Origin of the sequence: Streptomyces broussonetiae, from assembly GCF_009796285.1 — a bacterium.
Taxonomy (GTDB): domain Bacteria; phylum Actinomycetota; class Actinomycetes; order Streptomycetales; family Streptomycetaceae; genus Streptomyces; species Streptomyces broussonetiae.
On record NZ_CP047020.1, the window covers coordinates 1,637,309 to 1,663,726 of the forward strand.

Genomic DNA, 26,418 nt, shown 5'->3' on the forward strand with positions numbered 1-26,418 from the left:
ACTCCTTCTCGTCGACCTCGTCCACCTCGTGACCTCGTCCGCGTCGACCACCTCGTGACCTCGTCCGACTCGTCCAACTCGTCGACGCGGACAGCGAGGGGCCGCGGGCGGCGTCTGCCGCCGCCTTCGGATGGTGGCGACCGGGCATCCATGACGCGCGCTCGTCCGCGCGTTACCCACCGCGGAGATCCGGGTGGCGGATGTGTACCTGCGCGCGGACATCACCGCATCACCGTTCTCGTCGCCGTACCCAGGGTTGAGCAGAGGCGTCAGGCCCAGGGAAGGCGGCCGCGGAGGCGCCGTATGTGTCGTACTCGTCGGGGTACCCGTGCAGTGCGAGTGCGGAGGTGGCTACGGCATGGCCCGTGCGGTGTGGAACGGCGTTCTGACCCTCGGCCCGGTGTCCATGCCTGTCCAGCTGTTCACGGCGACGGACAGCCACACCATCCGGTTCCATCAGCTTGAGCGCAGCACCTCGGACGGCGTGCGCAACAAACGCGTGAACGAGCGCACCGGCGAGGAAGTGCCGCTGGAGGAGATCACGTCTTCTTCGACTCCACCATGGAGCGCGAGGAACTGCTCAGAGCGCTCTCACACGCCGGCGCACACGCCCACGACGAGGCGTCGTGACCCATCCCGATGAGGAGAAGCCACCATGAAGCCACGCCCGCGAAACGGCCCGCGGCCTGTGCCGAGGGACCCTCTCGACCAGCAGGCAGGAGCCGGTGACGACCGGTGGGAGCCCCACCCGGACCAGGAACGCACGCCGGAACGGAACAGCACGGATGACCACGACGGTACGGGCGACGTACCCGACGTGGACGAGGCAGGCGCGGGCCCTCGTGGCGCGCCGCGACAGGCCGGGGTACATCCGGACCATCCCGTGCCCGACGAGCCCTCGGGCTAGTGCGTTGGTCGGTGCTGGCGTCCCACATCATGGTCTCGGCTCGGCCGCGGACGTTCGCGGCTGTGACATCTGGGCGACGCCGCTCGCCGTGCTGCTGCAGGACAGGAGATCGGCTGTGCCGGAGGTGAATCGCAGGACTTCGACGGCAAGACCGACCATCGGCCTCTCGCGCACTTCCTCCGGCGCCATCTCTCCCACATGCGGGCGGCCCTGCCGGGACAACCCCGCGATCGCCGCGCTGTGCCGCATGGCCGACGGTCTGCCGCCGGTCGGGCTTGACTTGGGGCAAGCGGCGTTGCGCCTGGAGTTCGATCACGGCGGGATGACTCCGGCCCGTTACCGGCTCGCCACGGCGACGTCCACACCCTGCCGCTCCTGCCGCCGAGAGCGGCACCAGCACGAGGACGATCGGACCGCCGCATCCCGCTACGCCACGATGCCGGCTGCATTGTGCTGCCCGACAAAGCCGGCCTGCCTGGGACCGGGAAGACGGCGCGGACACGGCCGGCAGTGTCCCGTCGAAGCACCTACAAGGCCAGAGCGCGGCGGCGCCGAGGCCTGCCCCTGAGTGCCTGTCGTGGTTGCGCGTCATCCGGTCCCCAGCAGCTCGTTACCTCCAACGAGCCTCACCGACGGTTCGATTCCGGGAGCGGGTGGTCCACGGCTTACGAGTGAGGGCAGGACGCAAGGTGGAGCGAAGAAAGTGGGGTACTCGGGTAGCGAGGAAAGGAAAAGAGGCCGGCTCGATGTCCACGGGAACGCTTCTGTCGATCGTCATCCCCGTTGTCGCGGGGCCGGACCAGACCGGACCCGCTATGAGCGGCAGTGGGGCGACGAGTAGCACGAGTTCGCGGACCGGCTGCCGACCTCACTGATGCAGGCACGCGGCTACCCCACCGGAAGCTACGACCGGCAACTGAAGGATCCTTGCGTGGCACACGGGCGGACCCTTTGAGCACTACCGGGCCTTGTTCGACGAACTGCTCTCCGACGGCGGTCACACCCGCCACGCCCGGGCCCGAGCCTGACTCCCGGTGCCGGGCCGCCGAACAAAACGTGGAGACGACATGCGACACGACGACATACCCACCACCAGGGACAACGCGCTGTCCACGGAAGACCTCGCCCAGCACCGCGAGTCCGACGCGGCGCGGGACAACGCCCCTGCCCCGGTCTACCCCGGCGACAGCGACGAGAAGGCGGGCACAACCGAGGGCATCGGCTCCCGCGAGGCGGACACCCCCGCGAAGGCGGACTCAGCGACCAAGGCGCGCGGCGGGGACGCAGACGAGATGCCTCAACTGCTGTCGACCCACGACGAGGAAGACTTCCGCAAACGCTGGGAGAAGATCCAGATCACCTTCGTCGACGACCCCCGCGAAGCAGTACAAGCAGCGGACAACCTGGTCGCCAACGTCATGCAGACACTCGCCGCGACGTTTGACGAGCACAAGACGAAGCTCGAAGGACAGCTGAATCAGAGTGGTCAGGCCGACACCGAAGCCCTGCGCACCGCCCTGCGCCACTACCGCTCGTTCTTCAACCGTCTGCTCACCACCTGACCGACCTTCCCGGTGTTCGCCCGGCACGGCCGGAACTGGTCGGCGGTGCGACCCCCTACGGGCCCTATAGCTGTTCCTCCATCCCGATCGCCTCTTCCAGGCACCGCCGCGCCTGGTCCTGCTCTCCGGTCCACTGCAGGCGAAGCGCCGTGGCCAGGGCGTCCAGCTTGCGCTGGATGGCATGCTCAGCACGTCGTTCGGCGTTCTTCAACAAGGCGAGCAGCAGCAGCGTGAGCGCGCCCATCGCGTCTCCTGCCACGTGCTGCCAGTCCAGGGAAAGGCCGGCGACATGGACCGCGATGAAGGCGGCGACGAGCAGGAGACAGAAGGTGAAAAACAGCGGTGAGGCGGTCAGGTTGGAGCCCACCTCCGCGAACCGCGCGAACCAGCCGCGCCGCGCCCCGCCGCGCTCCGCGGGATGCCGCAAGGTCATGACGGCGCCGTGGCGGCCAGGCCGACCGACAGATGATCCCTCATGCCATCTCTAACGCCCGTACCCGGCATCAGGTAGCGGCAGGCCGATCTGCTCGTTGGACCCGTCGTCGTGCGTGCTCGGTTCCGAGCTTCGGCTCGAAGGGCCGGTTGCGGTCCGGGGAGCGGCGACGGTGACCACGCTCGCGTCGGTCAGTACGGTGTTCGGCGAGGTTCCGTTGCCAGATGCACTACAGGCCGACAACGAAGTGCTGGAAGCGCTCGTTGCCGCAACCGGTTCACCGCCGCTCGCGTACGCAGGACCAGCGACAGCAGGCCGAGCGCCGGGGCGACGCGTCCAGGACCTTGGCCGGCGCGTCCTGCACCTGGAGCTTCCGGCTGCGGGTCATCGTGCGCTGTGCGTTCATGGCAGTTCATGGGTCGTCCGTGGGCCGTGCGTGGGCCGCGCGTGGCCGTGCGTGTGGTCAGGCCGCCTCGGCGGCGGCGAGTACCCCGTCGGCGGGCGACTTGTCGACCGCGGCGTGGACCAGACAGTCCGCCAGGAGGGTCATGTTGCCGCCAGGAACGCGCCGCTCAGCTTCTCCGGCGAGTCCGGCAGCCCGAGCCGACGGGTCCCGTCCGGGGCCTTGCGGTCGAAGTACGGGGCGAACTCGGGCCAGATGCCCTGTACGTCGCGCAAGAAGATGCCGCCCCCCCACGGGACCGGTCCCCGGCACGTCCTGCAGTGCCTTCTTCGGGTCGGGTTCCTCGCGCAGCCTGCGCAGATCACCGCCCCCAGCGGTCGAGCACCAGCTCGGCCCCTTCGCGGAGCATGGTGGAAGTGCGGCCCCAATACGGGCGCTGTGGAGTACCACCAGCGCCAGTGTCCGCGAGTATCCGCCGGGATCCCCTCCATGCGGCGTTTGTCCCCGGCGGACCCGGGAACACGGGCGGCATGGCTGGCAACAGCGGCAAGATCCGTAAGTCGACCTCCACTCGCTCCTTGGCGCAGTACCACGGCAAGCGCAGGGCCGACCGGACTCCAGAGCCCATCGGCGGTGGTTCGCCCAAGGGTGGCAGGCGCCGCTTCGTGATCCAGAAACATTCCGCCACCTCGCTGCACTACGACTTCCGTCTGGAGGCAGGCGGTGTCCTGAAGTCGTGGGCCGTTCCCAAGGGCCCGTCGACGGATCCCAGGGACAGGCGGCTGGCGATGCGCACCGAGGACCATCCGGTGGACTATCTGGACTTCGAGGGGATCATCCCGCCGGGCGAGTACGGCGCCGGTGAGGTCATCGTCTGGGACACCGGTACCTACCGGAATCTGGCCGAGGACGAGGGCAAGAAGGTGCCCGTCGCCAAGGGAGTGGGCGAAGGGCACGTCAAGGTGTGGCTCGAGGGCGAGAAGCTGCACGGCGGCTACGCCCTGACCCGAACCGGACAGGACGGTGAGCGCGAACGGTGGATCATGATCAAGCTGTCCGACGAAGGAGCCGACGCCCGCCGCAACCCGGTGAGCACTGAGCCCGCATCCGTGCGCAGCGGCCGCACCCTGGACGAGCTGCCCGAGGACGGCGAGCACAGGCAGCGATCCTGATCGCTCTCACAGGGAAGGACGAGAGGCCGTCATGGCCGGCGGACACCCCCGACAACCTCTCCCCGGAGCAGGTGTGTGCCGCCGGGGCCGCACTGCGGCTCCGGGTCGACGGTGAGATGCGCTTCGGTTCCGGCAGCCCTGGCGCGTACGCCACGGACGGCTCCAACTACCTTCAGATACGTAGTCGTCGGCTGGACCCAGTACTGCCATCGCCCGTTCCCCGTCGCCAAGGGCAGGCGCACATGTGTCGTCGCACCGCGGATCGCCCTTGACGAACTCAACCGACAACTCTCCCCGTACAGGTTGAAGTTCGGGCTCAATCCCTCCACACACGGCCAGTGCGCGCCCCGCGGCATGATCGGCAACAACGCGCTGTGGGGCCTGTTCTTGACGATCTTGGTCAGCATGGTGTCCAGGGTGCGTGTTGATCTTGTCCCTGACGGTCTGCGGGGGCGCATGGCTCCGCTGTTGCCCCTGCTCCCGAGCGGCGCCGCCGCCACCCGGGGCGGTTGCCTGTTCCCGACCGGACGGCGCTTGTTGGCGTCATGCACGTGCTGCGGATGTTGGCGTCATACATGTGCTGCGGACCGGTGTCGCCTGGCGCGACGTTCCGGCGGAGAGTGTGGGCTGCTCCGGCGTGACGGCCTGGCACCGGCTGCGGGGCTGGACCGAAGCCGGCACCTGGCCCCGCCTGCACGCCGCCCTGCTGGGGAGTTGCGACGCGCCGGCATGCTGGACTTGGACGACTGTGCCACGGACGGCTCACACTCCGGTGTAAACCCCAGCGTTTGTACCGACCTGGACTACGACTTCGACGAGTACCGCCGCCTGCCGCAAAACCCCCGGCATCACACCCGCCATCACCTGCAGCGGCGCCGCCCACGGCTCCGGACCGGGCAAGGTCCGCTGGATGGTCGAGGGCACCTTCGCCCGGCCTCACCAGTTCAAACGACTCCGCATCCGCTGCGAATGGCGTACCGACCTCCATCAGGGCCTGCTCGAACCGGCCTGCAGCCTCGTATGCCTCCGCCGCCTGCGGACCTCGCCGTGAAACGGTCGGTCAGTCGCCGAGGATCCGCTCCCACAGCAGCGCATCCCGCCAGCTCCCGTCAAGAAGGATCGAGGAGTGCGCGACGCCATACGGGCTGAACCCATTGCGGCGCAGCACCCGCTGCGACGGCAGATTCTCCAGATTGGTGGACGCCTCGGCACGGTGCAGGCCGAGTTCATCCTTCATCGTCTGGAGTGCAAGCCCGACGGCGCGCCCGGCGTGCCCTTGATTCTGTGCCACGCTGGCGATCCAGTATCCGACGGAACCACGGCGCAGGTGTGGCTGCGGGAGGATGCCTCCGACGGTGACCTGGCCGATCACCTGGTCGTCGGCGAGCACCACGCCAGGCCAAACCAAGCCGGCCTGGTAGCCAGCCAACAGGCGATCGATCCGCTCCGCTTGGCCCTCAGAAGTGAAGAAGTCGGCCGGCTGGGCCGGTTCCCACGGCCGGAATGCCTCGACGTCCCGCACCCGGTGCTCGGCGATCGAGGCTGCGTCGGCGGGCTCGATCAGGCGGATCCTGGTGCTGCTGTTGCGCATGGGCTGATCCTCGTCGCGGTGCGTGGGATGAGATGACCAGCCTATGCAAGCCGCATGAGCCGCCACTGAGTCATCAGGCACCCTGTCCGCCACCGCCCAGTCGAGATCGCACCTGCGCGTCGCGCCGTGGCCCGGCCAGACGCTCCACTCTGAAATGCCCAGTAAGAGTCGATATGGCCTTCGACCTGTTCTCCCTGCTCGGCAGCAACTTCTCGCCCCGCTTCCGCGACCTGGCCGACCAGAGGTTCCGGTGGGCGAAGACATCCGGAGTGGGCTCCGGCGGTCTCGACGAGGACCACGGCGACGACGGCGAATGACCGCACGAGGCCCTGCGGTGGTGGAGCGGACCCACGCACGAGTCCTCACCGGCGGACCGTGAGGCCGTCCAGGGTGAGGTCGAGCAGGCGCTCTGCTTGCTTTCGGTGTTCAGCACCCGCCGAGGTGAGGGCGATGCCTTCCAGGGCGGCGCTGATGTCGGTGGGCCGGATATCAGTACGGATCACCCCGGCGGCCGTGCAAGCGTCCATGAGTGAGGTGATGGCGGCCTGGATCATTTCCCGGCTGCGACCATAAGGATTGCCTCCCGTCGCGGCGATGGCGCGCAGGGCGTCGATCATGCCGTACTTGGCGGTGACGTAGTCCAGGAACAGGCGTGTCCACGCGCGCAGGGCCTCTGCCGGTGACTTCTGCGCGAGCAGAACGGGGGCGGCATCGCACAGGTGAGCCAGCTCGTTGCGGTAGACCGCTTCGATCAGGGCCTCGCGGGTGGGGAAGTTGCGGTACAGGGTCGCACTGCCCACGCCCGCCTCCTTGGCGATGCGTTCCAGGTGCGCGTCCAGCCCCTCCGTCGTGAACACGCGCGCAGCGGCCGTGAGGACCTTCTCCCTGTTCCGCCGTGCGTCAGCCCGCAACGGCCGAAGCGTTCCGTCGGTCATCAGTACTCGCCGTCCCTTCTTCGAAGCCCTCTCGACTTGCTAACCGGAGGAGCCCCCACTTAATGTCGGCTAACCGGGGACACCTCCGGTTTCACTGTAGGTCGCCGCACCGACCTGCGCACATCCCGGGAAAGGAAGCCGATCATGTCGGGCATCCAGGGCAAAGTCATCGCGATCACAGGTGCCAGCAGCGGCATCGGTGAGGCGACCGCGACCTACCTCGCCGAAAAGGGCGCCCAGCTCGTACTCGGAGCCCGGCGCGAGGACCGACTGAACGCTGTCGTGGGCAGCATCACGGCGAAAGGCGGCAGCGCCGTCGGCGTCATCGTCGACGTCACGCGCCGCGAAGACCTCCAGCGCCTGACGGACACGGCCCTCGACCAGTACGGCCGACTCGACGTCCTCGTCTCCAATGCGGGCACGATGGCCGTCTCGCCGTTCGATGACCTGCGCCAGGACGACTGGGACGCCATGGTCTCCACCCACATCACCGGCTTGCTCAACGGCATCGGGGCAGCCCTGCCTGTCTTCCGTCGGCAGCGCTTCGGGCAGTTCGTCAACGTCGGCTCCACTGCCGCCTACGTCGTCAAGACCCCCCAGGCGGTCTACGCGGCCACCAAGACGGCGGTGAAGGTGCTCACCGAGGGCCTGCGCCAGGAATCGGGACCCGACCTGCGCGTCACCCTCGTCTCCCCCGGCTTCACCCATACCGAAGGCGTCGGCAAGGGAGCGAGTCCCGAGGCCGCGGCCGCGATGATCCGGCAGCGCGACGAGATCGCCATGCCGCCCTCCGCGGTCGCCTCCGCCATCGGCTACGCCATCGAACAGCCCGACGGCGTCGACGTCAGTGAGATCGTCGTCCGCCCCACCATGCAAGCCTGATCGCAGCGAGCCGACCCACTCGCAGCCGCGTCCGCCCGCCGGCAAACGATGGCACCCTGGCCAACGCACTGCCCACAGATGATCACGCCGTCATGGAGGCGCAGGTGCGTGACTACGGGTCTTCGCCGACTCAGAAGCGCGCCGACGTAGGCCGCGAGGTCGTCCGTACGGCTGTCGTCGACCTCATGCCCGGCCACACCGCCGGCCACGCCGACACCCCGGCCCCGACGGCCGTGGTCCCCCTGGACATGCCGGGCAGGGTCGCCGACTCCCTCCGCACGGCCGAACTGAACCCCGGCGAGCGAGCCGCGCTCCAACTGGGCGTGACCGTACGGCGCAGCCAGGGCGACACCCTGCGCGCCAGCGACCGCACGCCCCAGTCACCACCCCGCTGCACTGGGACCTGAGCCGCTGCCGCCGCTCCCTCGACAGGGGACGGCCTTGCACGAGGTGACGCAGAGCGTGATGGGTCGCCCGTACGGCCCAGGACGCACACCACGGAACGGACTCAGCGCCGGCGCGCGCCCACAGCAACTCTCAGGAGGGTTCGCTCTGGTGACTCTGCGGCGCAACGGCGGCCGAAGCAGCGGCAGGGGCCTGCGGCCGGATGAGGTCAGAGCCGTGCGGGCCGTGGGCTTCTGCGCCGCAGCCAGCCACGTAGGCCGCGATTGGACGGTGCCGGGGCACGCTCGGGCCCACGGTCCCGGCGAACGGGTGGCCTGGACGGCCGTGCCGACGACACTCGGTGCCCCGCGGCCCCTCGGGGCACCGGCCCGGGATCCGGCCAGGGCGCCCCGAACACCGGCCCTTTGTTCGCTTCGCTCACCCCGGCCGCCAACCTGTCGGTCACCTGAGGTGTCGAAGCAGCCTGCTCGCTGATCGGCGTGGGGGCCGCAGCCGCCGGCCCATCCCCTGGCTCGAGCGCCCCGCCCAGGAGCCCACCGATCGGCTCGAGCGCCCCGGTCACTGACACAGCCTGCGACTCCGGCGGTCGTACGAACGGCGGGTCCTCCTGCGTCGACGGCCGTTTCCTCGGCTCCATGGGCCGTGTGACCGTACAGGCCAGGGGTGGAATGGGACGTGCGTACGCTCGCACCGCCGACGCGGGGCGACGGGGGGCCGGGCGTGGAGCAGGTGAATCGATACGGGCGGCCTCGACCGCGTGGGCCAGTTCGCTGCGCAGCCACTCGATCTCGTCCGCGTCCTGCGCGGTCGTGATCCGCTCGGCGAGGTGAGCCGCGGGCGATCCCGGGTTGCCCTGTCCGGGTGGCACGGGGCGGAACCGGTTGACGTAGGAACGGTCGTACGGGTCCTTGACGATGTCGGCGACCTCGACGGGTCCGAGGAAGGCGGCGAAGGCACCGGCTCGGATCCAGGGGTCCTCGGCCTGTCGCAACAGGAACCCGAGTTGGCGTCCGCGCCAGTTGCGGGCGCGCAGATCCACTCCCGCCTCCAACTGGCCGCGCAGACTCTCGGGCGTGCGCCCCTTGAGCAGGTGCGCGTTCTCCGTAGCCGCGGTGAAGTTCCGCAGGTCTTCCGCCAGATAGAGCCAGACCACGGCGCGGTAGCGGTTCAGGTACCAACGAACGGGCACGAGCAGCCCCAGACGGGCGAGGCGCGTGAAGCGGCCGCCCGGGATCTCCATGAGCTGTGCGCCCTCGGCGGTGCCCACCACCCGCACGCGGTCGCGCAGGGTCTGCGGGAAATCGTCCTGCGCACGAAGGCGGTCGATCTCCGTCTGCTCCACCCTCCGGGCTCCCCCACCGCCCTCGTCGGGGACGGTCCGGATGCGCCCGAGATGCATGGCGAGGTCGAACTCGCTGCGTTTGAGGTCCAGTTCCCGAGCGGCGCGGCTCAGTGTGCAGGTAAGGGGCCGGGAGGGGCTGAAGATGCTGGCCGACATGGTCGTACTCCCCCGTGGAGTCGTGGCTCACGCCCTGTGCGCGAGCCGTGTACACACCGTAGCCGGTTCGGCGCAACCCGTGGCAAGCCTGTGGATAACTCCGCGAGAGTAGAGGAACTCGCAGGTCAGAGATCTGTGTTGGAGGTTCGCTCAGGCTGCCTGGCGTCGACGCCGAGGTGTTCGCCGACGCGGTTGACGAGCAGGGTCATCTCGTAGGCGATCTGGCCGATGTCGGCCTCGGCCCCGCTGAGCACGCACAGACAGCTGCCGGTGCCCGCCGCGGTCACGAACAGCACGGCGTCGTCGTATTCGATCATGGTCTGGCGCACTCTGCCCGCACCGAAGTGGCGTCCCGAACCCTTGGCCAGGCTGTGCAGCCCGGAGGCCACGGCGGCCAGATGTTCGGCGTCCTCCCGACGCAGGCCCGTGCTCGCGCCTGTGACAAGTCCGTCGTTCGACAGGACCAGCGCGTGCCGCACGTGGTCCACCCGCTCGGTCAGATCGTCCAGGAGCCAGCCGAGTCCCTGGTTCTGCGCCATCTCCGTCTCCCCGTGTGATGTCTCCCCCTGGCCGGAGGAACTCTCCGCCAGCCTTCACCACGACCGGCGTCCGGGCAAGCCGGATGGGCGCATGGCACAGAAGATGACCGATGGGCAATGTCGGGCGTTCGTCCCGAACGGCACATGCAGGGGCCGCCTGTTCACCGTTGACGCCGATGGGAGCCCTGAACCCGCCCCGCGCAGGCTTCCGAGGAGCGAATCGGAACCGGTCTTCGGCGCAGGTAAGAACACCGCAAGCGGCGCAAACTGATGGGCTCAGCCGACCGAGTCCAGAAGCCGGGCGGTGTGCATCCGCCCCGCGTGGTCGACAAGCCTGATCAGAACCTCCTTGCCGGAGTCCCGGTCGCGCGCGTCGCAGAGCACCACAGGGATTCCGTGGTCGAGGTCGAGGGCGCGGGAGACGTCGTGGACACCGTAGGTGCGGGCGCCCGCGAAGCAGTTGACGGCCACCACGAACGGGATGCGCCGGTGCTCGAAGTAGTCGACGGCCGGGAAGCAGTCCTCCAGACGCCGGGTGTCCGCCAGGACGACGGCGCCAAGTGCCCCCTGGGACAACTCGTCCCAGAGGAACCAGAATCGGTCTTGCCCCGGGGTTCCGAAGAGGTACAAGGACAGACCGGAGCGGATGGTGATGCGCCCGAAGTCCATGGCGACAGTGGTGGTGACCTTCCGGTCCACGCCGTCGGTGTCGTCCACCAACTGCCCCGCCTCGCTCAGCAGTTCCTCGGTGCGCAACGGGCGGATCTCACTGACGGCCCCGACCAGGGTCGTCTTGCCGACGCCGAACCCGCCGGCGACCAGTATCTTCAGCGCCAGGGCGGCGGTGTCGCCGACGGCGTCGGAGTGCTCGGAGACCATGATCACTTCTCTCGGGAGGACCGGCCGCGGTCGGCGTCCGCGTTTTTCGGGCGTGAAGTCAGCATCATGACAACTTGGCTGCAGCTTCGGACTATTGGACCAAAATGCACCTGATGTGACCGACTTGCGCCCGCTCGGGGACAGAACGCGTCCGGTTGGTGTTGCGGCGGGCTGTACGGCGCGATCCGCACGGTCATCTACAGCGCTCGCAATCCCGCGATGACCTCGCGCAGAATCCGCTCGTCGGGCAGGTGCGCCGGGGGCACGGGGCGGCTGATGGCCACACAGCCGAGTTCGAGGAGATCCCCGAGGAGCACCCTGACCACGCCCACGGGCAGGTCCGCGTCCGCGGCGAGTTCGGCAACGGACTGCGTCTCCGTGCGGCACAGCCGAACGAGCGTCCGGTGCTCGGGGCCGAGGGCGGCGTCTTCCCCGCGCGCCGCGGCCGCGGGGTCGAGGGTGACGAGGGCGATCAGGTCGAAGCGCACCCCGGTGGGCCCCGGCTGGGTGCGTCCGCCCGTCATGGCGTAGGGGCGGACCAGGGGCCCGGCCTCGCCGTCGTACCACCAGCTGCCCGCCTCCCGAGGGCCGTCCATCGGGTTCTCGGTCATCGATGCCGTCCCTCCCGGCTCATCCGGCGGCAGGGGGCTGTGCGGCGGCGCGCGGTGGTGTGTAGAGGTGTTCGCCGACGCGCTTGACCAGGCGTGCCATCTCGTAGGCGACCAGCCCCATGTCGGCGGTGGCGGCGGTGAGCACGGCAAGGCAGGATCCGTCGCCCGCGGCGGCCACGAAGAGGAACGCGTCGTCCATCTCGACCATGGTCTGCCGCACTCCACCCGCTCCGAAGTGCCGTCCTGCGCCTTTGGCGAGGCTGTGGAAACCGGAGGCGACGGCGGCGAGGTGCTCGGCGTCCTCACGTGCCAGGCCGGTGGACGCGCCGACGGCCAGCCCGTCGTTGGAGAGCACGACGGCGTGTCGTACCTCGCTCACCCGCATCACCAGGTCGTCCAGCAGCCAGTCCAGTTCGCCGGACAGCCGGCCGGCCCTCGTGTTGGGATCCTGGATCATGCCGGGTCTCCTTCGCTGCTGTCACTGGCCGAGTCGTCTTCCAGGGCGGTGGGGCGGCCGGGAAGCCTGCCGCCGCCGCGCACCCAGCCGTCGCGGTAGGCCGCCATGCGGTCCCGCACCAGTTCGGGGGTCCGCAAGTCGTCGCCGTGCTGCACGCGTTCCGGCACCTGCTCCCGAGCATGCTGGCGCCGCAGCTGTGGGGCGAGGCTTGCCTGGCGTATCCGGCGCGGGAGGTCGTCGGAGGGCTCGGAGTCGGTGGGCGGACGGTGCGGCCTCAAGGCCGTGACTCCGGGGGGCGGGGTTTCGCCGGTGCTGCCAGGGTGGCCCGGACCGGTCGTCGTCCCGTCCCTGCTCAGGTCATCAGCCGTGCTGCGCGGTTCGGGGAGGGTTGCCGCGAGGGCGGGGCGGTCCGGCAGTACGGCGACGGGCTCCTGGTGCCGGCTCGTGCCGGGGACCTGTGCGTACGCGCGCTCGCGCGCGTGGTGTTCCTGTCCGGCCCGGAGGGGGGCGGGTTCCGTGGATCCGTTGTGGAGCAGGGCCGTGGGCAGCAGGACGACGGCGGTCGTGCCGCCGTACGGAGACGCCCGCAGGTGCACCTTGACATCGTGCCGGGAGGCGAGCCGGCTGACCACGAAGAGTCCGAGCCGGTCACTGTCGAACAGGTCGAGGGCCTCGGACTGTTCGATGCGCCGGTTGGCCTCCGCGAGGGTCTCGGTGCCCATGCCGAGTCCCCGGTCCTCGACCTCCAGGGCGTAGCCGTTGCCGACGGGTTCGCCGGTGATGCGCACGCGTGTGTGCGGTGGTGAGAACTGCGCGGCGTTCTCGACGAGTTCGGCGAGCAGATGAGTGAGGTCGGCGACAGCGGCGCCGATGACGTGGGCCTCGGGGAGTTGGCGCACTTCCACGCGCGCGTAGTCCTCGATTTCCGAGACTGCGGCCCGTACGACGTTGGTGAGGGAGACCGGCATGCGCCAGGCCCGGCCGGGTGCCGACCCCGACAGGATGATCAGGCTCTCGGCGTGCCGTCGCATCCGGGTGGTGAGGTGGTCCAGGCGGAACAGGTCGCTCAGCTCGTCGGGGTCGTCCGAGCGGCGCTCCATGCTGTCGAGGAGGCTGAGCTGGCGGTGGACCAGCACCTGGCTGCGGCGGGCGAGGTTGACGAAGACTCCGGAGATGCCGCCGGCGAGTTCGGCGCGTTCCACGGCGGCGCGCAGGGCGGCGCGGTGGACGGTGGTCAGGGCTTCCGTGACCTGACCCGTCTCGTCCTCGGCCGGTGGTCCCGCGGGTGCTTCCGCCCGGATGTCGAGTTCTTCGCCCGCGCGCAGTCTGCGCATCGCCTCCGGAAGCTTGCGGTGGGCGATTTCCAGGGCGTCGTTGCGCAGGCTCACGAGTTCGACCACCAGCCCGCGTCCGATGCGGACGGAGATGACCAGCGAGGCGGCGACCGCGGCCAGGCCGAGGAGCACGGCGGCACCGGCCGGGCTGAGCAGTCCGCGCGTGACCGGGTCGGCGCGGCCGGCGACGGTCCGGCCGGTGGCCGTCGCGACGCTCCGCATTCCGTCCTGCACGCGTGCGTGGACCGTGCTCCAGGTGCTCTGGACAGCCGTGCCGATCGACCTGGTGCCCGGCCCGGCGGCGAGGATCTCGTCCTCGACGGTGCCGAGGGAGGTGTAGCCGTCGCCGTCGGCCAGTTCCCGCCAGGCGGCGCGCTGGGCGGCAGGGAGATCGGCGACGGCCGTCTCGATGAGGGTGCGGCGCGTGGCGACGGCGGCGCCGAACATCCGTAGCCGCTCGCCCTGGAGACCGCCCGTGGTCCGCGCGCCGCCCAGCAAGGTGTCCTCCTGGGCCAGTGCCTCGGCGGCCCGGGAGAATTCGAGCAGGACACGCGCGTCGGCGCCGACGTCGGCCTGTTGAATACCCGTCAGGGCGCCGTCCACGGCGAAGGCCGCCCCAATGGTCTTCGTGTACTGCGCGTACGCGGTGTTCCAGTCGGCCTTGTGCTCGAGTACGGCCGTTCGCAGCGCGCGCAGATGCTCGGCGCCGGCGACGAAGGCGTCGAGACGCCCGGAGACGTCGGCGGGCAGCTCCTCGCTGTCGGCCACGGTGCTGTGGTCGCCGAGCCGCAGTTCGGCAACGGCCCGGTCGCTGCGGGCGGCCAGGCCCCGCAGGTCACTGCCGTCGTCCGTGCCCGGCGCGGTGGCGTAACGCACGGCCGCGGTGCGCTCGGCCTGCAGGGCGGTGACGGCCGTGGCCACCGGGGTGCGCAGTTCGGCGTCGACCTGCTGGGCCTGGCGCAACCGGGCGACGTCCTGGGCGGTGCTGACGGTTGCATACGCCCACAGGGCGAGCAGCGAGACAACGGGAACCATCAGCAGGCTGACAACCTTGGCACGCACGGTACGAGGGCGCAGGTACCGGCGGTTCCCACGCGCGCGTGCCTGTGCTGATGACGTGCCGAAGCGGCGGTCGGTGACCTCGTCTGCGGGCGGTCCGGCGTGTGCACGGCGGCCACGCGGGGCGTGTGCCTGGGCGTCGGCCTTCGAGGGTGTTCGGGGTGGGCGCATGGCCTCCTCGCTCGGGACGTGGGTCGGGGCGCTCGGGCAGGGCTCCCACTAGTGGGTGACACTCTCGACGGGCCGCTGGGCGATGGCGGATGCCTCGCGCTCGTCGGCCGTGGGCGAGAGGGCGACGAAGGCCGAGGTGATGAAAAGGTAGGACCCGAGGCCGACGGCGAGGGGGAAGATGAACTGCATCGCCGTGGCCCCGGGCAGCGCCTCGCCGGAGGGGTTCACACGCACGCGCACCGCGAACATCCCGGTGTAGTGCATGCTGCTGACGGCCGCTCCCATGACGAGGGAGGCGATGGTGACCGCAAGGGGCGACTTGATGTTGAGGCCGGCCCACAGGGCCGCGGTCGCCGCGACGACGGCGATCAGCACCGACACTCCGACGAGGACGGGGTCGTAGCGGACGTCTCCATGCAGCCGGACCGCCGCCATGCCCAGGTAGTGCATGCTGGCGACGCCCAGCCCGGTGGTGAGTCCGCCGAGGAGGAGCGCCCGGTTGCGGTCGCGGCTGTAGCCGACGGCGAAGACGCCGGCGCAGACGACGACCATCGCGACGAGGAGGCTGAGGATGGTCAGCGGTACGTCGTAGCGGATGTCGGTGCCGCTGACGCGGAAACCGAGCATGGCCACGAAGTGCATGGTCCAGATGCCCGTGCCGATCGCGGAGGCCGCGGTGACAAGCCAGTTGCGGCGCGAGCGACCCGTCGTGGCGAGCGCGCGGACAGTGCAGCGCAGTCCGAGTGCGGCGCCCGTGCAGGCCATCACGTACGACAGTACGGGGGTCAGCCAGCCGAAGGCGGCGTGGTCCAGGTGTCCCATGGCCAAGGGACGCTAGGGGGCACAGGCGCACACAGGGGGCGCATTTCGAAACCTGCTGGAATATGACACGCAGATGTGGTGGAACGATCGGGTCCAGCCCGAACATGTGCACCTGGGTATCCCCCATGACGGTGAGGAATCATGCGGAACATGAGCGACGACCACACACATGTGCAGGAATTCTTCGGCGCCCGGGCGGCCGACTGGGACAGCCGGTTCCCCGACGACGGCCCCGCCTACGCGGCTGCCGTGGCCGACCTCGGGCTGCGGGCGGGGGACCGCGTGCTGGACGCGGGCTGCGGCACCGGGCGTGCCCTGACGCCGCTGCGGGCCGCCGTGGGCCCCTCCGGAGTGGTGCTCGGCGCCGATCTGACTGTGGCAATGCTCGAGGCCGCCGTACGGGCGGGGCGGGACCGGGAGGGGCGGCTGCTGCTCGCGGACGTCGCTGCGCTGCCACTGCGATCGCAGTCCCTGGACGCCGTGTTCGCGGCCGGCCTGATCGCCCATCTGCCGCGCCCGGTGGACAACCTGCGGGAACTGGCCCGGGTGGCACGGCCGGGTGGCACGCTTGCCCTGTTCCATCCCATCGGGCGGGCCGCCCTGGCGGCGCGGCAGGGACGGCAGATCACGCCCGACGACCTGCGCGCCGAGCCCAACCTCGCTCCACTCCTGGCCCGTTCGGGCTGGCGCATCAGGTCGTACGTCGATGAGGACGCGCGTTTCCTTGCGCTCGCCACACGCGAGAACTGAACTTCCTGTCGGCTCCGAGTCCTCCTCGCGCCGCCGCGTCGCAGCAACACCTCAGGTCAGTCCGTCCCGGCGACGGCCGCCACGAAGGCGTCGGGGTTGTCGAGCATGACGTTGTGCCCGGCCTCGGGCACCGTCACCACCCGTACCCCGGCGGCTTCCAGGCTCTCCCGGCCCGCCAGTTCGCCGCTGTGCTCGCCCTGGAGGTAGATCCGCTCCACGGGGAGCCCCTCGAGGATCGTGCGCATGACGGGTTCGGAGCCCTGACGCAGACCGACGGCGCTGCGGTGCAGGGCACGCGGATCAGCCAGCCGCATGGTGGCCGCCCACAACGGGCCGACGGCCTCCAGCACGTGCGCGTGCTCTTTCCCGACGAACTCGTCTTCACCGTAGGCGGCGATGCCGCTGCTGCCGGCGGTCGGCTGCGGGGGAGCGTCCAGGTTCGCCTCTGTGAGGACCAACCGGGAGACGAGGTCGGGCCGCCGGTGGGCGAGCACCAGGGCCACGGAACCGCCCATGCTGTGCGCGATCAACTCGGCTCCGGTGACTGCGGCCTCGTCCAGCGCGACGGCCACCGCGTCGGCGTGCTCCCGCAGTGTGTACCCGAAGTGCGCGGGCCGGTCGCTGATGCCATGACCCGGAAGGTCCACGAACAGACTCCGTATGCCCGCGAGTTCGGGCCGGGCCGCGACATGCGCGTGGTACACGGCGGACATCGAGCCGAGTCCGTGCAGATACACCCTGGCAGGCTGTTCCCCCGGCGCCTCCGTCCAGCGGATGCAGCTTCCCTCGCTGTCGAATACGGCCTGCTTCATCGTGCCCCTCCCCGGATGTTCCGACTCCATGGAGAATACATCGCCACCGATGTATGACGGCACGACTGTATTGATGTGGCGATGTACAGCGCCCTGCGGGAGAATGCGGCTGTGCTCGAACTCGCCATCCTCGGTTTCCTCTACGACGCCCCGCTGCACGGATACGTCCTGCGCCGTCACATCGCTGCCCTCACCGGACACGTACGGCCCGTCGCCGAGAGCACGCTGTACCCGGCGATCAAACGGCTCGAGAAAGCGGGCCTGCTGGTCCGGGCCACCGAGCCCGGCGCCGTGGCCGCACCGCGCCATGTGCTGCGGCTGACCGAGGAGGGCGGGCTCGAGCTGAGGCGCAGGCTCACCGAGCCCGCGCAGCGCGAGATCACCGACGAGAACCACTGGTTCGCGCTGCTCGCGTTCCTGCGGCACCTGGAGGACCCGGCAGCCCAGGCGGCCGTGCTGCGACGCCGGCTGGCCTTCCTGGAGGAGCCGGCGAGCTTCTTCTACGACGGTGACCGGCCGCTGCGCGCCGAGGAGTTGGACGATCCCTTCCGGCGCGGTGTCCTCACCATCGCGCGGGCCACGAGCCGGGCCGAACTCGCCTGGCTGCGCGACACTCTCGCGTCACTCGACGACGTCCGCCGCTGAGGAGCCAGGGCGCCGCATCGGGCAGCCGCGCAGTCCGGGAACCGGGCGCGTTCCCAGATCGGCGACGTGGTAGCCCTTCGGATAGCCCTTGACCTCCCAGTTCTGCCGTGCGTAGTGCGGGCTGCGGCGCGGCGGCAGCAGTCGCAGGAACCGGCCTCGCGCGCGTACGGCGCGGCGCACGAGTGCGGTGGTGGCCGCACCGGGCGACTGGTAACGGAACGCGCGCAGCAGGGACTCGTCGAGCAGGGCGAGTGTCGCCGTGCGCAGCACGGGCGCCAGCAGGCGTGGATACCAGGACGCCATCAGGTCGAGGGTGGCGTCGGAGACCCGTCGGGCCTGTTCGTCCCAGCCGAAGTGGTCCCGCTCGTAGGCGTCGAGGAGTGCCTCGAACTCCTCGTAGCTGCGGGGGACGTCGGGGATGCCCATGTGACGGCCGAGCGTGCGGTAGTACTCGGCGGCGGCGACGATCTCGTGCCGGGACAGTTGACGCCAGCCGTAGGCATCGATCCAGCGTCTGGGCGTGACGACGAAGGTGCTCAGCACGTACCGCATGTCGTCGTCGCCGATGTCGTAGCTGCGGTGCATCTGGTTGATGCGGCGGATCGCCGTGCGGCCCTCCTCGGCGGCGAAGCCGTGCTCCACGATGGCGTCAAGGAGCAGCACGGTGTCGTCGTACCGCTTCTGTGTGCGGCAGGTCAGTTCCGCCGTCTCGGCGAGCAGTCGGCCGATGCTCGGTACCGCGTAGGTGCGGTACAGGGCCAGCTCGAGAGCGCGCGTGTAGTCCCAGGGAAACTCGAACACCGCACTCAGCCGGTAGATCTCCACCGCGTCCGCCACCGGATCCAGCCGGCGGATCCGGTCGAGCCTCTCGAAGCCGCTTCACCGCGCCGCCCTCCTTCTCCGAAGACGGCTCAACTCTACATTGAGTGACGACAGATGAGCGATGAGCGACGAACCGGCCAGGGGGCGGCAATGGTGTGCACACAATGTGTTCGAGGCTGTGACGGTGGTGACCCGCGGTCGCCTCAGCCGTCCACGGGCTCCGGCGGCGCGCTCGTCCGCCATGGCCGTTTCGCCCCCGTCCAGGCGGAAACCTGCAGCTCCGCGTGGTGTGAGGAGTCGTGACAACGGCCTCCCGCTCGCACTAGGGTGCGCGCCGTTGGACGAACCATTGGGGAGGCAGGGATGGCCGGGACGGACGATGGGGCCGTCGCCGCCGCGGACGATGCGCTGTACGTGCTGACGGCGGTACTGCTGACGCCGGCACAGTTTCCGAGCGTTCTGGGCGACGACTATCCCGAGGCGTGCGGAGCGCTGGGACTCGCACCCCGTGCCGACGGGTACGGCCTGGTGCTGGGCCAGGACGGCGACGGCGCCCGCTGGACGGTCGTCATCGACGACGTCTCGCTGGTCGCCGTGGCGATCGCGTCCTGGGACTGCGGCATGGAGTACGAACTTTCGCCGGACGAGCGCGCGGTCGTGGCCGCTCTGCCCGGCTGGCCCCTGGCGGTCGCCGTAGCGGCCCCCGGCGTCCCCGCTCCGCACGACCCCGCCCCCGAGGTGGCGGACGGGCCGCTGTTGAGCCCTCCGGACACCGGCATCTGGGGACCGGCACAGCGACGCCTGGGCGCCGACGAGATCGCGCTGCAGTGGGCGGCGTGGCGGGAGCAGATCAACGACGCGGAATTCAACGTGCCTGACGGACCGGCGGACGTCACGCAACCCTCGTCGCCGGGCGAGGAGAACGCTGTGGCCGCAGAGCCCGCACCGGAGGGCGGGAAGGTGCCGCACAGCGGTCACCGCGGTGTCCGGCGGGTGCTCGCGGAGGCTCGTGCCTACGTCGACTCGCCGCCGCCGCTGGGCCGGGTGCGCTCGTCTTTCGCCCCGGGGGACGCACGTACGCTGCGCGCCGACGGCCCCGGCTGGTCGATCGTGGCTCGCACCGACGACATCGCGTTCGTGCTTCTGGACGACAAGCCCGGCGAGGTCCTGCCGGTGGGCCGGGGTCCCGAACTGCCGGGCCTGCTGGATGCGCTCGACAAGATGGCCGTGCGGCCCGTCTGAGGCCCGGCGGCCCGTCGCCCCGCACCGGCCCCGGGCGTCGCGCTGCGGTGATCAGCGCGACGCCCGGGGCCGGGCTGCCGAACAGCGCGGCGCCCGGCACCAGTTGGCCTCTGCGGCGCCTGGACGGGCGCCTGCGACAGGTCCGGCATCTGGGCGAGCCTCGCCCGCCGCTCGGCGTCGCCTCAGCGGCCGAGTTCCTTGCGGGTGACCCGGCGGAGCCTGCGCCGCTGCGAAGGGTCCAGCGCCAGGTACGCCACCGCCGGGACCCCGACCACGATCAGGAACGCCACCCACCAGGGCAGCCATATCAGCAGGATCAGCCCGACCGCCACACCCCCTGCGGCGATCTTCGCGTTCTTGGACATGAGCGTCGCCTCCTTCGCGGCCACTGCCGCTCTCTGCTCAGAGAACGGCCCCGCGCTTGCCGTGGTTCCGGCCGCCGACCCTGAGACATCCCCGAAGCTCGTCCCCTAATGGTCCCGGCTCCTGCTCGCAGTATCACCCCACGCGGCGCCCGTTGTCGGCCCGCTGCGCGCCGCAATGTGAGCTGCAATTTGAACAGCTTCCATGACGCGCTCCCTCACCCGGCCACAGGGCTCGCCAGCCGCACCCGGGGCGCCCTCCGCCCGCCGCAAACGAGGGCCACGGTCGAACAGATTGTGAAGTGGTCTTGGTCATGCCGTCGACAGGACGGATCCGTCCTCGGCGTGCTGTACCCTCGGCCACCCCGGGCCGAGTAGTCAAATTTGAGGAGCGCGACAGAGCTGTGTTGACCACCCCCACGGCACCACCCTCCGATCTGTCCGAACTGGCCTGCTGCTGCGTCGTGTTCCTGCCCTGCGAACCGGCCCGCACGGGCCGGTTCGCCCTCTGGCGACGGGACGGTGAGGCTCCTCCCGCCGTCGCCGAGGGCGCTCGGGCAGAACTGGACCTCGCACTTCCCGCCGCGGACGGAGGTGTCGAGCTGGTCCGTACGCCGGTGCTCCTGCTGCCCGTGGGCACCGCCCTGCCCCTGCTCACGCGTGTGCGTGCGCTGCCGGACGGGCACCGCTCGGCCTGTTTCTGGGGTGCTGCCTACGAGCTGGCCCTGCACTTCCTCGCGCGCGGGCTGCTGCTGCCGGGTCTCTCGCCGGACGATCACGACGCCTGGCGGGTGGGCCCACTGTCCGCGCTGGACACGGAGCTGATCCGCGAACTCGCCGCCGCCATGCCCCGGAGGCTCACGCGGTGCCGCTCACCGCCGAGGAGACGAGCCGGCTGCCCGACCCGGACCGACTGCTGCACGCCTTCCTGGACGCGCTCGCCGACGCCCTCCCGCGCTCTCCCGCGGCCCCACTGGTGATGGGCGGCCCTGTGTACACAGCGCTCGAACCACAGCGGTTGCCCGGGCTGCGGGCCTGGGCCGACGACATCGCCGCAGGCCACGACGCAGGCATACGGCTGTCGCTGCGTGTGGAGGTCTGCGGTCTCGACGATTCCGTGGACCCGGACGACGGTCGCGTCCGGTTCCGCGCGGTGCCCCAAGTGCACGGACCGGGCGGGGAACCGGACGTCCTGGACGCCGCGGGCCTGTGGGCCTGCGCCAAAGGCGGGCACGAGAGGTTCGGTGCACGCGCGCGTGCAGACGCGCTGCTGGCGCTGCGCCGCGCGGCCCGCGCCTGGCCGCCGTTGACACCGCTGCTCGCCGCAGCCGTACCGGACGCCGTGGATCTGGCCGACGACGAGATCGTCGAGCTGCTGGGCGAGGGCACACGGGCACTGGCCCTGGCGGGAGTCGACGTGCACTGGCCGAAGGGGCTGTCGCGTGACCTCGGCCTGTACACGACGGTCGGCCCGCCGGACGACGGCACGGCCGCGGCGGGAGATGCCCCGGCTCCCCCGGCGTTCCTTTCGGCGGACAGCGCGGTCGCGCTCTCCTGGGGACTCACTCTGGGCGGACGTGACCTGTCCCGGGCGGAGCTGGACCTGCTCGCGGAGGCCAAACGCCCTCTGGTACGGCTGCACGACGGGTGGGCCCTGGTAGACCCGCGACAGGCGCACGACACCCGGACGCGGCAGGACCGCTCCCTTGCTCCCGTCGAGGCACTGGCGGCGGCGCTGAGCGGCTCGGCGGAGGTCGACGGCCGGCAGGTCGGGGTGCGTTCGACGGGCTGGCTGGACCGGCTCCGGGAGCGCCTCACGGACACGGAGCCGACCCTCGTCGTCGGGCCGCCGCCGCGACTGGCGGCCACCTTGCGGGACTACCAGCTGCGCGGGCTCGACTGGCTGGTCCGCATGACGTCGCTCGGCCTGGGCTGCTGCCTGGCCGACGACATGGGCCTCGGCAAGACGGTCACGCTGATAGCGCTGCACCTGTACCGGCAGACGGATGCCTCGACCGCCGGTCCCACGCTGGTCGTCTGCCCGGCCTCCCTGCTCGGCAACTGGCAGCGTGAGATCGAGCGGTTCGCTCCTGGTGTGCCGGTGCGCAGGTTCCACGGGCCCGGGCGCGACCTCGGCCCGGTCGCGGCCGGGGAGTTCGTGCTGACGACGTACGGCACGATGCGCCTGGACGCCGAACGGCTCGCCCATGCGCCCTGGGGTCTGATCGTTGCCGACGAGGCGCAGCACGTGAAGAATCCCCACGCGGCGACGGCGCGTGCGCTGCGCTGCACTGCCTCGACGCACGCGCACGCGTGGCGCTCACCGGCACTCCGGTGGAGAACAACCTCACGGAACTGTGGGCGATCCTCGACTGGACGACACCTGGCTTGCTGGGCCGCCTCGGCGCCTTCCGCGCACGGTACGCGCAGCCGGTCGAAGGCGCCCTCGATCCGGTGGCCGTGGGGCCGCTCTCGAGGCTCGTACAGCCGTTCCTGCTGCGGGCGGCGCAAGTCGGACCCCGGCATCGCCCCCGAGCTGCCTCCGAAGACCGAGAGCGACCGTCCGGTGGCCCTCACGCCCGAACAGGCGGGACTGTACGAGGCGTTGGTCCGCGAGACGCTGGACGGAATCGCGACTGCCGACGCCATGGCCCGCCGGGGCCTGATCATGAAGTTGCTGACCGTCCTGAAGCAGATCTGCAACCATCCAGCGCAGTGTGCGACACGAGGTCGCACCTTTGTAAGAAGCCATCTCATTTGGTGAGCCTGCGGTAGCAGATGAGGGTGCAGGCGATGCTGGTGAAGGCCAGGAAGTGGTCGGCTTTGCGTTCGTAGCGGCGGTGGAGGCGACGGCAGCCGGCGAGCCAGGCCATGGTGCGTTCGATCGTCCACCGGTGTCTTCCGAGTCGCTGCGAGGTCTCGACGCCCTTGCGGGCGATGCGGTGCCGGATGCCCCGTTGGGATAACCATCGCCGCAGGTGGTTGTAGTCGTAGCCCTTGTCGGCGTGGAGCTTGCCTGGCTTGCGCCGCCGGGGGCCTCGCCGGGAGCGGACCGGCGGTATCCCCTTCACGAGCGGAATCAGGGCCTGGCTGTCGTGAACGTTGGCGCCCGAGATTCCGACGGACAGGGGCAGGCCGGTTCGCTCGGTGAGCAGGTGGATTTTCGAGCCGTACTTGCCCCGATCCACAGGATTCGGGCCTGTCAGGTCCCCTTTTTCAGGGCCCGCACGTTCACCGAGTCGATCGCGCACCTCGACCAGTCCAGGTCCCCGCGCGAGCCTAGTTCGTCGAGGACCAGGCGGTGCAGCTTGGCCCACACCCTAGCCTTCGTCCACTCGGTGAACCTGCGGTGAGCCGTTGCCCCGGACGGCCCGAACGACCCCGAGGGCAGTTGCTGCCACGTGCAGCCCGACGTGGCCACGAACACGATCGCAGCCAGCACCTCACGGTCACCATGCCTCCGTCGGCCACCGCCCTGAGGCCGCGTCGGCGCCTCTGGCACCACCCGCTGGAACAGCTCCCACAACTCATCCGGCACCAGCCGCTCAACGATCCCCACCACGGCTAACAGCCTACCGAGCCAAATGAGATGACGTCTAAGTGAGAACGACCCAACGAAGGAGGCAATGCCTGGTCGATCTCCGGGCCAGTATCCAGGCCCGTCCCCGCGCTCACATGCGCTGCTGGTAACGGCAGGGTGTGAAGCTGGGCGTTCAAGCCCAAGAGTGTCTCGGCCATCGAGATGCAACAGGTGAGGGGAAGACTGGACGGGCGAAGAGAATGAACCTTCGATGATGCCTCGTGAGGGTGAGATCGCGCTGATGGTAAGCAATCGGCGATCGCAGGGCCCGGTGCTGCAAGGCACCACGCGCTCCCTGGGGAATTGTGTCCAGGGTACGGATACCGCTGGCCCCGGGGTATAGGAGGCGCCCACCCCAGTCGTGCCTTACAGGTGCGGAACGTGGGAACCCCGTCAGGGTCCAGGCTACGGAAACGTCGTCTGGTAAGCCGACCGCAAGGAAGGCCCAACTCCCCGGCGGGATAAGGATGATCCAAGAAGCGAATGCCGGCCGGTCGAAAGACCAGGGGAAACCGGGATACGGCTGGACCCTTCGTCCAACCCCCGCATAACCCGCCGGATACGGGCTCTGATAGCCCGGCCCGAAAGGGAGCCCACGTGGGTCAGGTGAGCCTTTGAAGGCTCCTTGGCGAAGACGTCAGAACCAAAGGACACGTTAGACGCTGGAGGCGCAAGTGAAGGACAAGGCCACGGCCGGTCCCTTGGCGGCTGCGGTGAACAGACCTGAGGGCGGCGGCCTCGACTGGCACAGCATCGACTGGGCCAAGTGCGAGGACAACGTACGGCGACTGAGGCGAAGGATATTCAAGGCATCGCAGGAGGGGGACCTGAAGAGGGTCCGAAATTTACAGAAGCTGATGTTGCGCAACCGTAGTAATACGTTGACCAGCGTAAAGCGGGTCACGCAGCACAGCAGCGGTCGCAAGACCGCCGGAATCGACGGGGAGCTGGCCCTCACTCCATCAGAGCGGGGGAAGCTGGCGGCCGAACTCCATCGGTCATCTCAGCCCTGGCGCGTCCGTCCGGTCAAGCGAGTATTTATCCCAAAGAGCAATGGCAAGCAGCGCCCGCTCGGCATCCCGGTCATTCGCGATCGGGTGCTCCAAGCTCGCGTCAAGAACGCATTGGAGCCTGAATGGGAAGCGCGGTTCGAACCGAAGTCTTACGGCTTCCGGCCGGGCCGCAGCTGTCAGGACGCGATAGCGGCGATCTTTTGGACGGTCAAGGGCCCTAGCCCGAGACGTCTATGGGCGCTGGACGCGGACCTTTCAGCGGCATTCGACCGCATCGACCACGAACACCTGATGTCATCCATCGATCGGTTCCCCGCCAGGGATCTGATCCGGCAATGGCTGAAGGCTGGAGTGATAGACCGCGGTCGGTTCGCGCCGACGGAGGAGGGCACTCCGCAAGGCGGCGTGATCAGCCCGCTGTTGTTGAATGTAGCTCTGCACGGATTGGAACAGGCAGCAGGGTGTCAATATGCAGTGACGACACCTGGGCGTTTACCCGGGGCCGTTCCTGGCACCCCTGTGCTGGTGAGATATGCCGACGATTTTGTCGTGCTCTGTCACGACGAGGCTCAGGTCCACGAGGTCAGGGTCCGGCTGGAGGAATGGTTGGCACCGAGAGGTCTCCGCTTCAACGAAGAGAAGACCAAGGTCGTTCACCTATCACAGGGGTTCGATTTCCTCGGATTCACCGTCCGCCGCTTCGGAGGCAGACTACTCATCCAACCCAGCACAGAAGCCTGTAAGAGGCTCCGGGAGCGACTGCGGACCGAGATGAAGGCCCTGCATGGGCACAACGCCTTGGCCGTGGTAACCAGGCTCGCACCGATCATTCGCGGTTGGTCGGCCTACTACCGGGGGGTGGCGTCCACCGACGCTTTTAACTCGATGGACAACTATATGTGGCGACTGACCTACAAATGGGCCAGGCGCAGCCACCCGAACAAGACCAGGTACTGGGTCGTGGACCGGTACTTCGGCAGGTTCAACCAGTCCAGGAACGATCGGTGGGTCTTCGGCATCCGTGAAAGCGGGGCCTATCTCACGAAGTTCGCCTGGACCGGCATCAAACGCCATCAGCTGGTCAAGGGTGCGGCGTCTCCGGACGACCCTGCCTTGGTCCAGTACTGGCAGGATCGCCGTCGAAAAACAACGCCGCCACCGATGGACAAGACAAGTTTCATTCTGGCGGTAAGACAGAAGGGGCTGTGCCCGCTCTGCAAACAGGCGTTGATCGTCGGAGCCGAGTACGAACCGGACAGCCCACGAGAGTGGATCAACTGGTTCGCTGCGAAGAAGAAGGCGCTGAATAAGCACCACTTCACCTACCGGCGCGACGGCGGAACAGATGAACGAGCCAACTTTCGCCTCGTCCACACCGAATGCCATCGCCAGCACCACGCTGGGGATGGCAAACGGGCCGCAACAACCTGCCCACCTGCGAAGCCCTTGGGGCTTGCTTGAGCCGTGTGCGGTTTATGCCGCAAGCACGGTTCTGAGGGGGCCGGGGCGCAGCAATGCGCTCCGGCTACCCG

The 26,418-nt window shown here is 69.5% G+C and carries 27 protein-coding genes and 1 pseudogene; 12 read left to right on the forward strand and 16 right to left on the reverse strand.

Translation table 11 applies throughout. The features are described from left to right. The first annotated feature begins 358 nt into the window (after nt 1–358). Together GQF42_RS47215 and GQF42_RS07750 are read left to right on the forward strand one after the other, a co-directional pair. Entirely contained in the window at nt 359–643 is a 285-nt protein-coding gene (locus GQF42_RS47215) for a Ku protein (RefSeq protein ID WP_325100313.1), read from the forward strand. A gap of 1,331 nt (nt 644–1,974) precedes the next feature. After that, entirely contained in the window at nt 1,975–2,469 is a 495-nt protein-coding gene (locus GQF42_RS07750) for a hypothetical protein (RefSeq protein WP_158918910.1), read from the forward strand. A 64-nt stretch (nt 2,470–2,533) separates the two neighbouring features. Here the strand turns inward: GQF42_RS07750 and GQF42_RS07755 are convergent, their stop codons facing one another. From GQF42_RS07755 to GQF42_RS46900, 3 genes are all read right to left on the reverse strand, one after another. Next, on the reverse strand, nt 2,534–2,902 hold the full coding sequence (locus GQF42_RS07755; RefSeq protein WP_158918912.1) for a low affinity iron permease family protein: 369 nt from the start codon (nt 2,900–2,902) through the stop codon (nt 2,534–2,536). Nucleotides 2,903–3,179: 277 nt separating this feature from the next. Next, nucleotides 3,180–3,308, reverse strand: a complete 129-nt coding sequence (locus GQF42_RS46895) for a hypothetical protein (protein WP_267906131.1) — start codon at nt 3,306–3,308, stop codon at nt 3,180–3,182. 140 nt (nt 3,309–3,448) lie between these two features. Then, nucleotides 3,449–3,580, reverse strand: a complete 132-nt coding sequence (locus tag GQF42_RS46900) for a hypothetical protein (RefSeq protein WP_267906132.1) — start codon at nt 3,578–3,580, stop codon at nt 3,449–3,451. 255 nt (nt 3,581–3,835) lie between these two features. Here GQF42_RS46900 and GQF42_RS07760 point away from each other — a divergent pair, with 255 nt between their 5' ends. Together GQF42_RS07760 and GQF42_RS47965 are read left to right on the forward strand one after the other, a co-directional pair. After that, the gene (locus tag GQF42_RS07760; protein ID WP_158918914.1) at nt 3,836–4,477 is read left to right on the forward strand and encodes a DNA polymerase ligase N-terminal domain-containing protein; all 642 of its coding nucleotides are present in this window, start codon (nt 3,836–3,838) and stop codon (nt 4,475–4,477) included. Nucleotides 4,478–4,898: 421 nt separating this feature from the next. Next, nucleotides 4,899–5,255 (forward strand): transposase, encoded by a 357-nt coding sequence (locus tag GQF42_RS47965; protein WP_456115201.1) that lies wholly within the window; start codon nt 4,899–4,901, stop codon nt 5,253–5,255. Between the two features lie 282 nt (nt 5,256–5,537). Here the strand turns inward: GQF42_RS47965 and GQF42_RS07770 are convergent, their stop codons facing one another. Next, nucleotides 5,538–6,068, reverse strand: a complete 531-nt coding sequence (locus tag GQF42_RS07770; RefSeq protein ID WP_158918916.1) for a GNAT family N-acetyltransferase — start codon at nt 6,066–6,068, stop codon at nt 5,538–5,540. 173 nt (nt 6,069–6,241) lie between these two features. Here GQF42_RS07770 and GQF42_RS07775 point away from each other — a divergent pair, with 173 nt between their 5' ends. Continuing rightward, complete coding sequence (locus GQF42_RS07775; RefSeq protein WP_158918918.1) at nt 6,242–6,385, forward strand: hypothetical protein; 144 nt, start codon at nt 6,242–6,244, stop codon at nt 6,383–6,385. 45 nt (nt 6,386–6,430) lie between these two features. On the opposite strand, the gene GQF42_RS07780 is transcribed toward GQF42_RS07775, so the two are convergent. After that, nucleotides 6,431–7,003 (reverse strand): TetR/AcrR family transcriptional regulator, encoded by a 573-nt coding sequence (locus tag GQF42_RS07780; RefSeq protein ID WP_158918920.1) that lies wholly within the window; start codon nt 7,001–7,003, stop codon nt 6,431–6,433. Between the two features lie 144 nt (nt 7,004–7,147). Here GQF42_RS07780 and GQF42_RS07785 point away from each other — a divergent pair, with 144 nt between their 5' ends. Continuing rightward, the gene (locus GQF42_RS07785) at nt 7,148–7,885 is read left to right on the forward strand and encodes an SDR family oxidoreductase (RefSeq protein ID WP_158918922.1); all 738 of its coding nucleotides are present in this window, start codon (nt 7,148–7,150) and stop codon (nt 7,883–7,885) included. 104 nt (nt 7,886–7,989) lie between these two features. Next, the gene (locus GQF42_RS07790) at nt 7,990–8,292 is read left to right on the forward strand and encodes a hypothetical protein (protein ID WP_158918924.1); all 303 of its coding nucleotides are present in this window, start codon (nt 7,990–7,992) and stop codon (nt 8,290–8,292) included. 206 nt (nt 8,293–8,498) lie between these two features. On the opposite strand, the gene GQF42_RS47650 is transcribed toward GQF42_RS07790, so the two are convergent. The 7 genes from GQF42_RS47650 to GQF42_RS07825 form a co-directional block, all read right to left on the reverse strand. After that, nucleotides 8,499–9,788, reverse strand: coding sequence for a DUF6397 family protein (locus GQF42_RS47650; RefSeq protein ID WP_407699484.1), 1,290 nt, complete (start codon nt 9,786–9,788; stop codon nt 8,499–8,501). Nucleotides 9,789–9,913: 125 nt separating this feature from the next. Continuing rightward, entirely contained in the window at nt 9,914–10,327 is a 414-nt protein-coding gene (locus tag GQF42_RS07800; protein WP_158918925.1) for a roadblock/LC7 domain-containing protein, read from the reverse strand. 276 nt (nt 10,328–10,603) lie between these two features. Continuing rightward, entirely contained in the window at nt 10,604–11,206 is a 603-nt protein-coding gene (locus GQF42_RS07805; RefSeq protein ID WP_158918926.1) for a GTP-binding protein, read from the reverse strand. A 197-nt stretch (nt 11,207–11,403) separates the two neighbouring features. After that, the gene (locus GQF42_RS07810) at nt 11,404–11,817 is read right to left on the reverse strand and encodes a DUF742 domain-containing protein (RefSeq protein WP_158918927.1); all 414 of its coding nucleotides are present in this window, start codon (nt 11,815–11,817) and stop codon (nt 11,404–11,406) included. 19 nt (nt 11,818–11,836) lie between these two features. Further along, nucleotides 11,837–12,274 carry a roadblock/LC7 domain-containing protein gene (locus GQF42_RS07815; RefSeq protein WP_158918928.1) on the reverse strand — a complete coding sequence of 146 codons (438 nt, stop codon included), beginning with the start codon at nt 12,272–12,274 and terminating at the stop codon, nt 11,837–11,839. Then, on the reverse strand, nt 12,271–14,838 hold the full coding sequence (locus GQF42_RS07820) for a sensor histidine kinase (RefSeq protein ID WP_199272602.1): 2,568 nt from the start codon (nt 14,836–14,838) through the stop codon (nt 12,271–12,273). The genes GQF42_RS07815 and GQF42_RS07820 overlap by 4 nt, the downstream gene beginning before the upstream one ends. 48 nt (nt 14,839–14,886) lie before the next feature. Then, complete coding sequence (locus GQF42_RS07825) at nt 14,887–15,660, reverse strand: MHYT domain-containing protein (protein ID WP_158918929.1); 774 nt, start codon at nt 15,658–15,660, stop codon at nt 14,887–14,889. A gap of 150 nt (nt 15,661–15,810) precedes the next feature. Between GQF42_RS07825 and GQF42_RS07830 the strand changes: the two genes are divergently transcribed. After that, a complete protein-coding gene (locus GQF42_RS07830) occupies nt 15,811–16,410 on the forward strand; it encodes a class I SAM-dependent methyltransferase (RefSeq protein ID WP_158918930.1) in 600 nt (199 codons plus the stop codon). Nucleotides 16,411–16,466: 56 nt separating this feature from the next. On the opposite strand, the gene GQF42_RS07835 is transcribed toward GQF42_RS07830, so the two are convergent. Continuing rightward, a complete protein-coding gene (locus tag GQF42_RS07835; RefSeq protein ID WP_158918931.1) occupies nt 16,467–17,222 on the reverse strand; it encodes an alpha/beta fold hydrolase in 756 nt (251 codons plus the stop codon). A gap of 111 nt (nt 17,223–17,333) precedes the next feature. Between GQF42_RS07835 and GQF42_RS07840 the strand changes: the two genes are divergently transcribed. After that, nucleotides 17,334–17,867 carry a PadR family transcriptional regulator gene (locus tag GQF42_RS07840; protein WP_158929903.1) on the forward strand — a complete coding sequence of 178 codons (534 nt, stop codon included), beginning with the start codon at nt 17,334–17,336 and terminating at the stop codon, nt 17,865–17,867. On the opposite strand, the gene GQF42_RS07845 is transcribed toward GQF42_RS07840, so the two are convergent. Continuing rightward, a complete protein-coding gene (locus tag GQF42_RS07845) occupies nt 17,844–18,704 on the reverse strand; it encodes an oxygenase MpaB family protein (RefSeq protein ID WP_233273287.1) in 861 nt (286 codons plus the stop codon). The genes GQF42_RS07840 and GQF42_RS07845 overlap by 24 nt on opposite strands. A gap of 348 nt (nt 18,705–19,052) precedes the next feature. Between GQF42_RS07845 and GQF42_RS07850 the strand changes: the two genes are divergently transcribed. Beyond that, nucleotides 19,053–19,931, forward strand: coding sequence for a hypothetical protein (locus GQF42_RS07850; RefSeq protein ID WP_158918932.1), 879 nt, complete (start codon nt 19,053–19,055; stop codon nt 19,929–19,931). Nucleotides 19,932–20,113: 182 nt separating this feature from the next. On the opposite strand, the gene GQF42_RS07855 is transcribed toward GQF42_RS07850, so the two are convergent. Further along, complete coding sequence (locus GQF42_RS07855) at nt 20,114–20,296, reverse strand: hypothetical protein (protein WP_158918933.1); 183 nt, start codon at nt 20,294–20,296, stop codon at nt 20,114–20,116. A gap of 401 nt (nt 20,297–20,697) precedes the next feature. Here GQF42_RS07855 and GQF42_RS07865 point away from each other — a divergent pair. Beyond that, a pseudogene (locus GQF42_RS07865) lies at nt 20,698–23,009 on the forward strand (DEAD/DEAH box helicase); the annotation flags it as partial. Nucleotides 23,010–23,046: 37 nt separating this feature from the next. Here the strand turns inward: GQF42_RS07865 and GQF42_RS07870 are convergent. After that, a protein-coding gene (locus tag GQF42_RS07870; protein WP_233273738.1) for an IS5 family transposase occupies nt 23,047–23,846 on the reverse strand; the annotation gives its coding sequence in 2 pieces (ribosomal slippage) (nt 23,047–23,508 and nt 23,511–23,846; 798 coding nt in all). Between the two features lie 701 nt (nt 23,847–24,547). Here GQF42_RS07870 and ltrA point away from each other — a divergent pair. Next, the gene (gene ltrA / locus GQF42_RS07875) at nt 24,548–26,347 is read left to right on the forward strand and encodes a group II intron reverse transcriptase/maturase (RefSeq protein WP_199272603.1); all 1,800 of its coding nucleotides are present in this window, start codon (nt 24,548–24,550) and stop codon (nt 26,345–26,347) included. Nucleotides 26,348–26,418: the final 71 nt, after the last annotated feature.

What these genes read in the sequence shown, in the direction of transcription:
- GQF42_RS47215 (WP_325100313.1), top strand. Translation starts at nt 359, where the DNA reads ATGGCCCGTGCGGTGTGGAACGGCGTTCTGACCCTCGGCCCGGTGTCC.
- GQF42_RS07750 (WP_158918910.1), top strand. Translation starts at nt 1,975, where the DNA reads ATGCGACACGACGACATACCCACCACCAGGGACAACGCGCTGTCCACG.
- GQF42_RS07755 (WP_158918912.1), bottom strand. Translation starts at nt 2,902, where the DNA reads ATGACCTTGCGGCATCCCGCGGAGCGCGGCGGGGCGCGGCGCGGCTGG.
- GQF42_RS46895 (WP_267906131.1), bottom strand. Translation starts at nt 3,308, where the DNA reads ATGAACGCACAGCGCACGATGACCCGCAGCCGGAAGCTCCAGGTGCAG.
- GQF42_RS07760 (WP_158918914.1), top strand. Translation starts at nt 3,836, where the DNA reads ATGGCTGGCAACAGCGGCAAGATCCGTAAGTCGACCTCCACTCGCTCC.
- GQF42_RS07770 (WP_158918916.1), bottom strand. Translation starts at nt 6,068, where the DNA reads ATGCGCAACAGCAGCACCAGGATCCGCCTGATCGAGCCCGCCGACGCA.
- GQF42_RS07775 (WP_158918918.1), top strand. Translation starts at nt 6,242, where the DNA reads ATGGCCTTCGACCTGTTCTCCCTGCTCGGCAGCAACTTCTCGCCCCGC.
- GQF42_RS07780 (WP_158918920.1), bottom strand. Translation starts at nt 7,003, where the DNA reads ATGACCGACGGAACGCTTCGGCCGTTGCGGGCTGACGCACGGCGGAAC.
- GQF42_RS07785 (WP_158918922.1), top strand. Translation starts at nt 7,148, where the DNA reads ATGTCGGGCATCCAGGGCAAAGTCATCGCGATCACAGGTGCCAGCAGC.
- GQF42_RS47650 (WP_407699484.1), bottom strand. Translation starts at nt 9,788, where the DNA reads ATGTCGGCCAGCATCTTCAGCCCCTCCCGGCCCCTTACCTGCACACTG.
- GQF42_RS07800 (WP_158918925.1), bottom strand. Translation starts at nt 10,327, where the DNA reads ATGGCGCAGAACCAGGGACTCGGCTGGCTCCTGGACGATCTGACCGAG.
- GQF42_RS07805 (WP_158918926.1), bottom strand. Translation starts at nt 11,206, where the DNA reads ATGGTCTCCGAGCACTCCGACGCCGTCGGCGACACCGCCGCCCTGGCG.
- GQF42_RS07810 (WP_158918927.1), bottom strand. Translation starts at nt 11,817, where the DNA reads ATGACCGAGAACCCGATGGACGGCCCTCGGGAGGCGGGCAGCTGGTGG.
- GQF42_RS07815 (WP_158918928.1), bottom strand. Translation starts at nt 12,274, where the DNA reads ATGATCCAGGATCCCAACACGAGGGCCGGCCGGCTGTCCGGCGAACTG.
- GQF42_RS07820 (WP_199272602.1), bottom strand. Translation starts at nt 14,838, where the DNA reads ATGCGCCCACCCCGAACACCCTCGAAGGCCGACGCCCAGGCACACGCC.
- GQF42_RS07825 (WP_158918929.1), bottom strand. Translation starts at nt 15,660, where the DNA reads ATGGGACACCTGGACCACGCCGCCTTCGGCTGGCTGACCCCCGTACTG.
- GQF42_RS07830 (WP_158918930.1), top strand. Translation starts at nt 15,811, where the DNA reads ATGAGCGACGACCACACACATGTGCAGGAATTCTTCGGCGCCCGGGCG.
- GQF42_RS07835 (WP_158918931.1), bottom strand. Translation starts at nt 17,222, where the DNA reads ATGAAGCAGGCCGTATTCGACAGCGAGGGAAGCTGCATCCGCTGGACG.
- GQF42_RS07850 (WP_158918932.1), top strand. Translation starts at nt 19,053, where the DNA reads ATGGCCGGGACGGACGATGGGGCCGTCGCCGCCGCGGACGATGCGCTG.
- GQF42_RS07855 (WP_158918933.1), bottom strand. Translation starts at nt 20,296, where the DNA reads ATGTCCAAGAACGCGAAGATCGCCGCAGGGGGTGTGGCGGTCGGGCTG.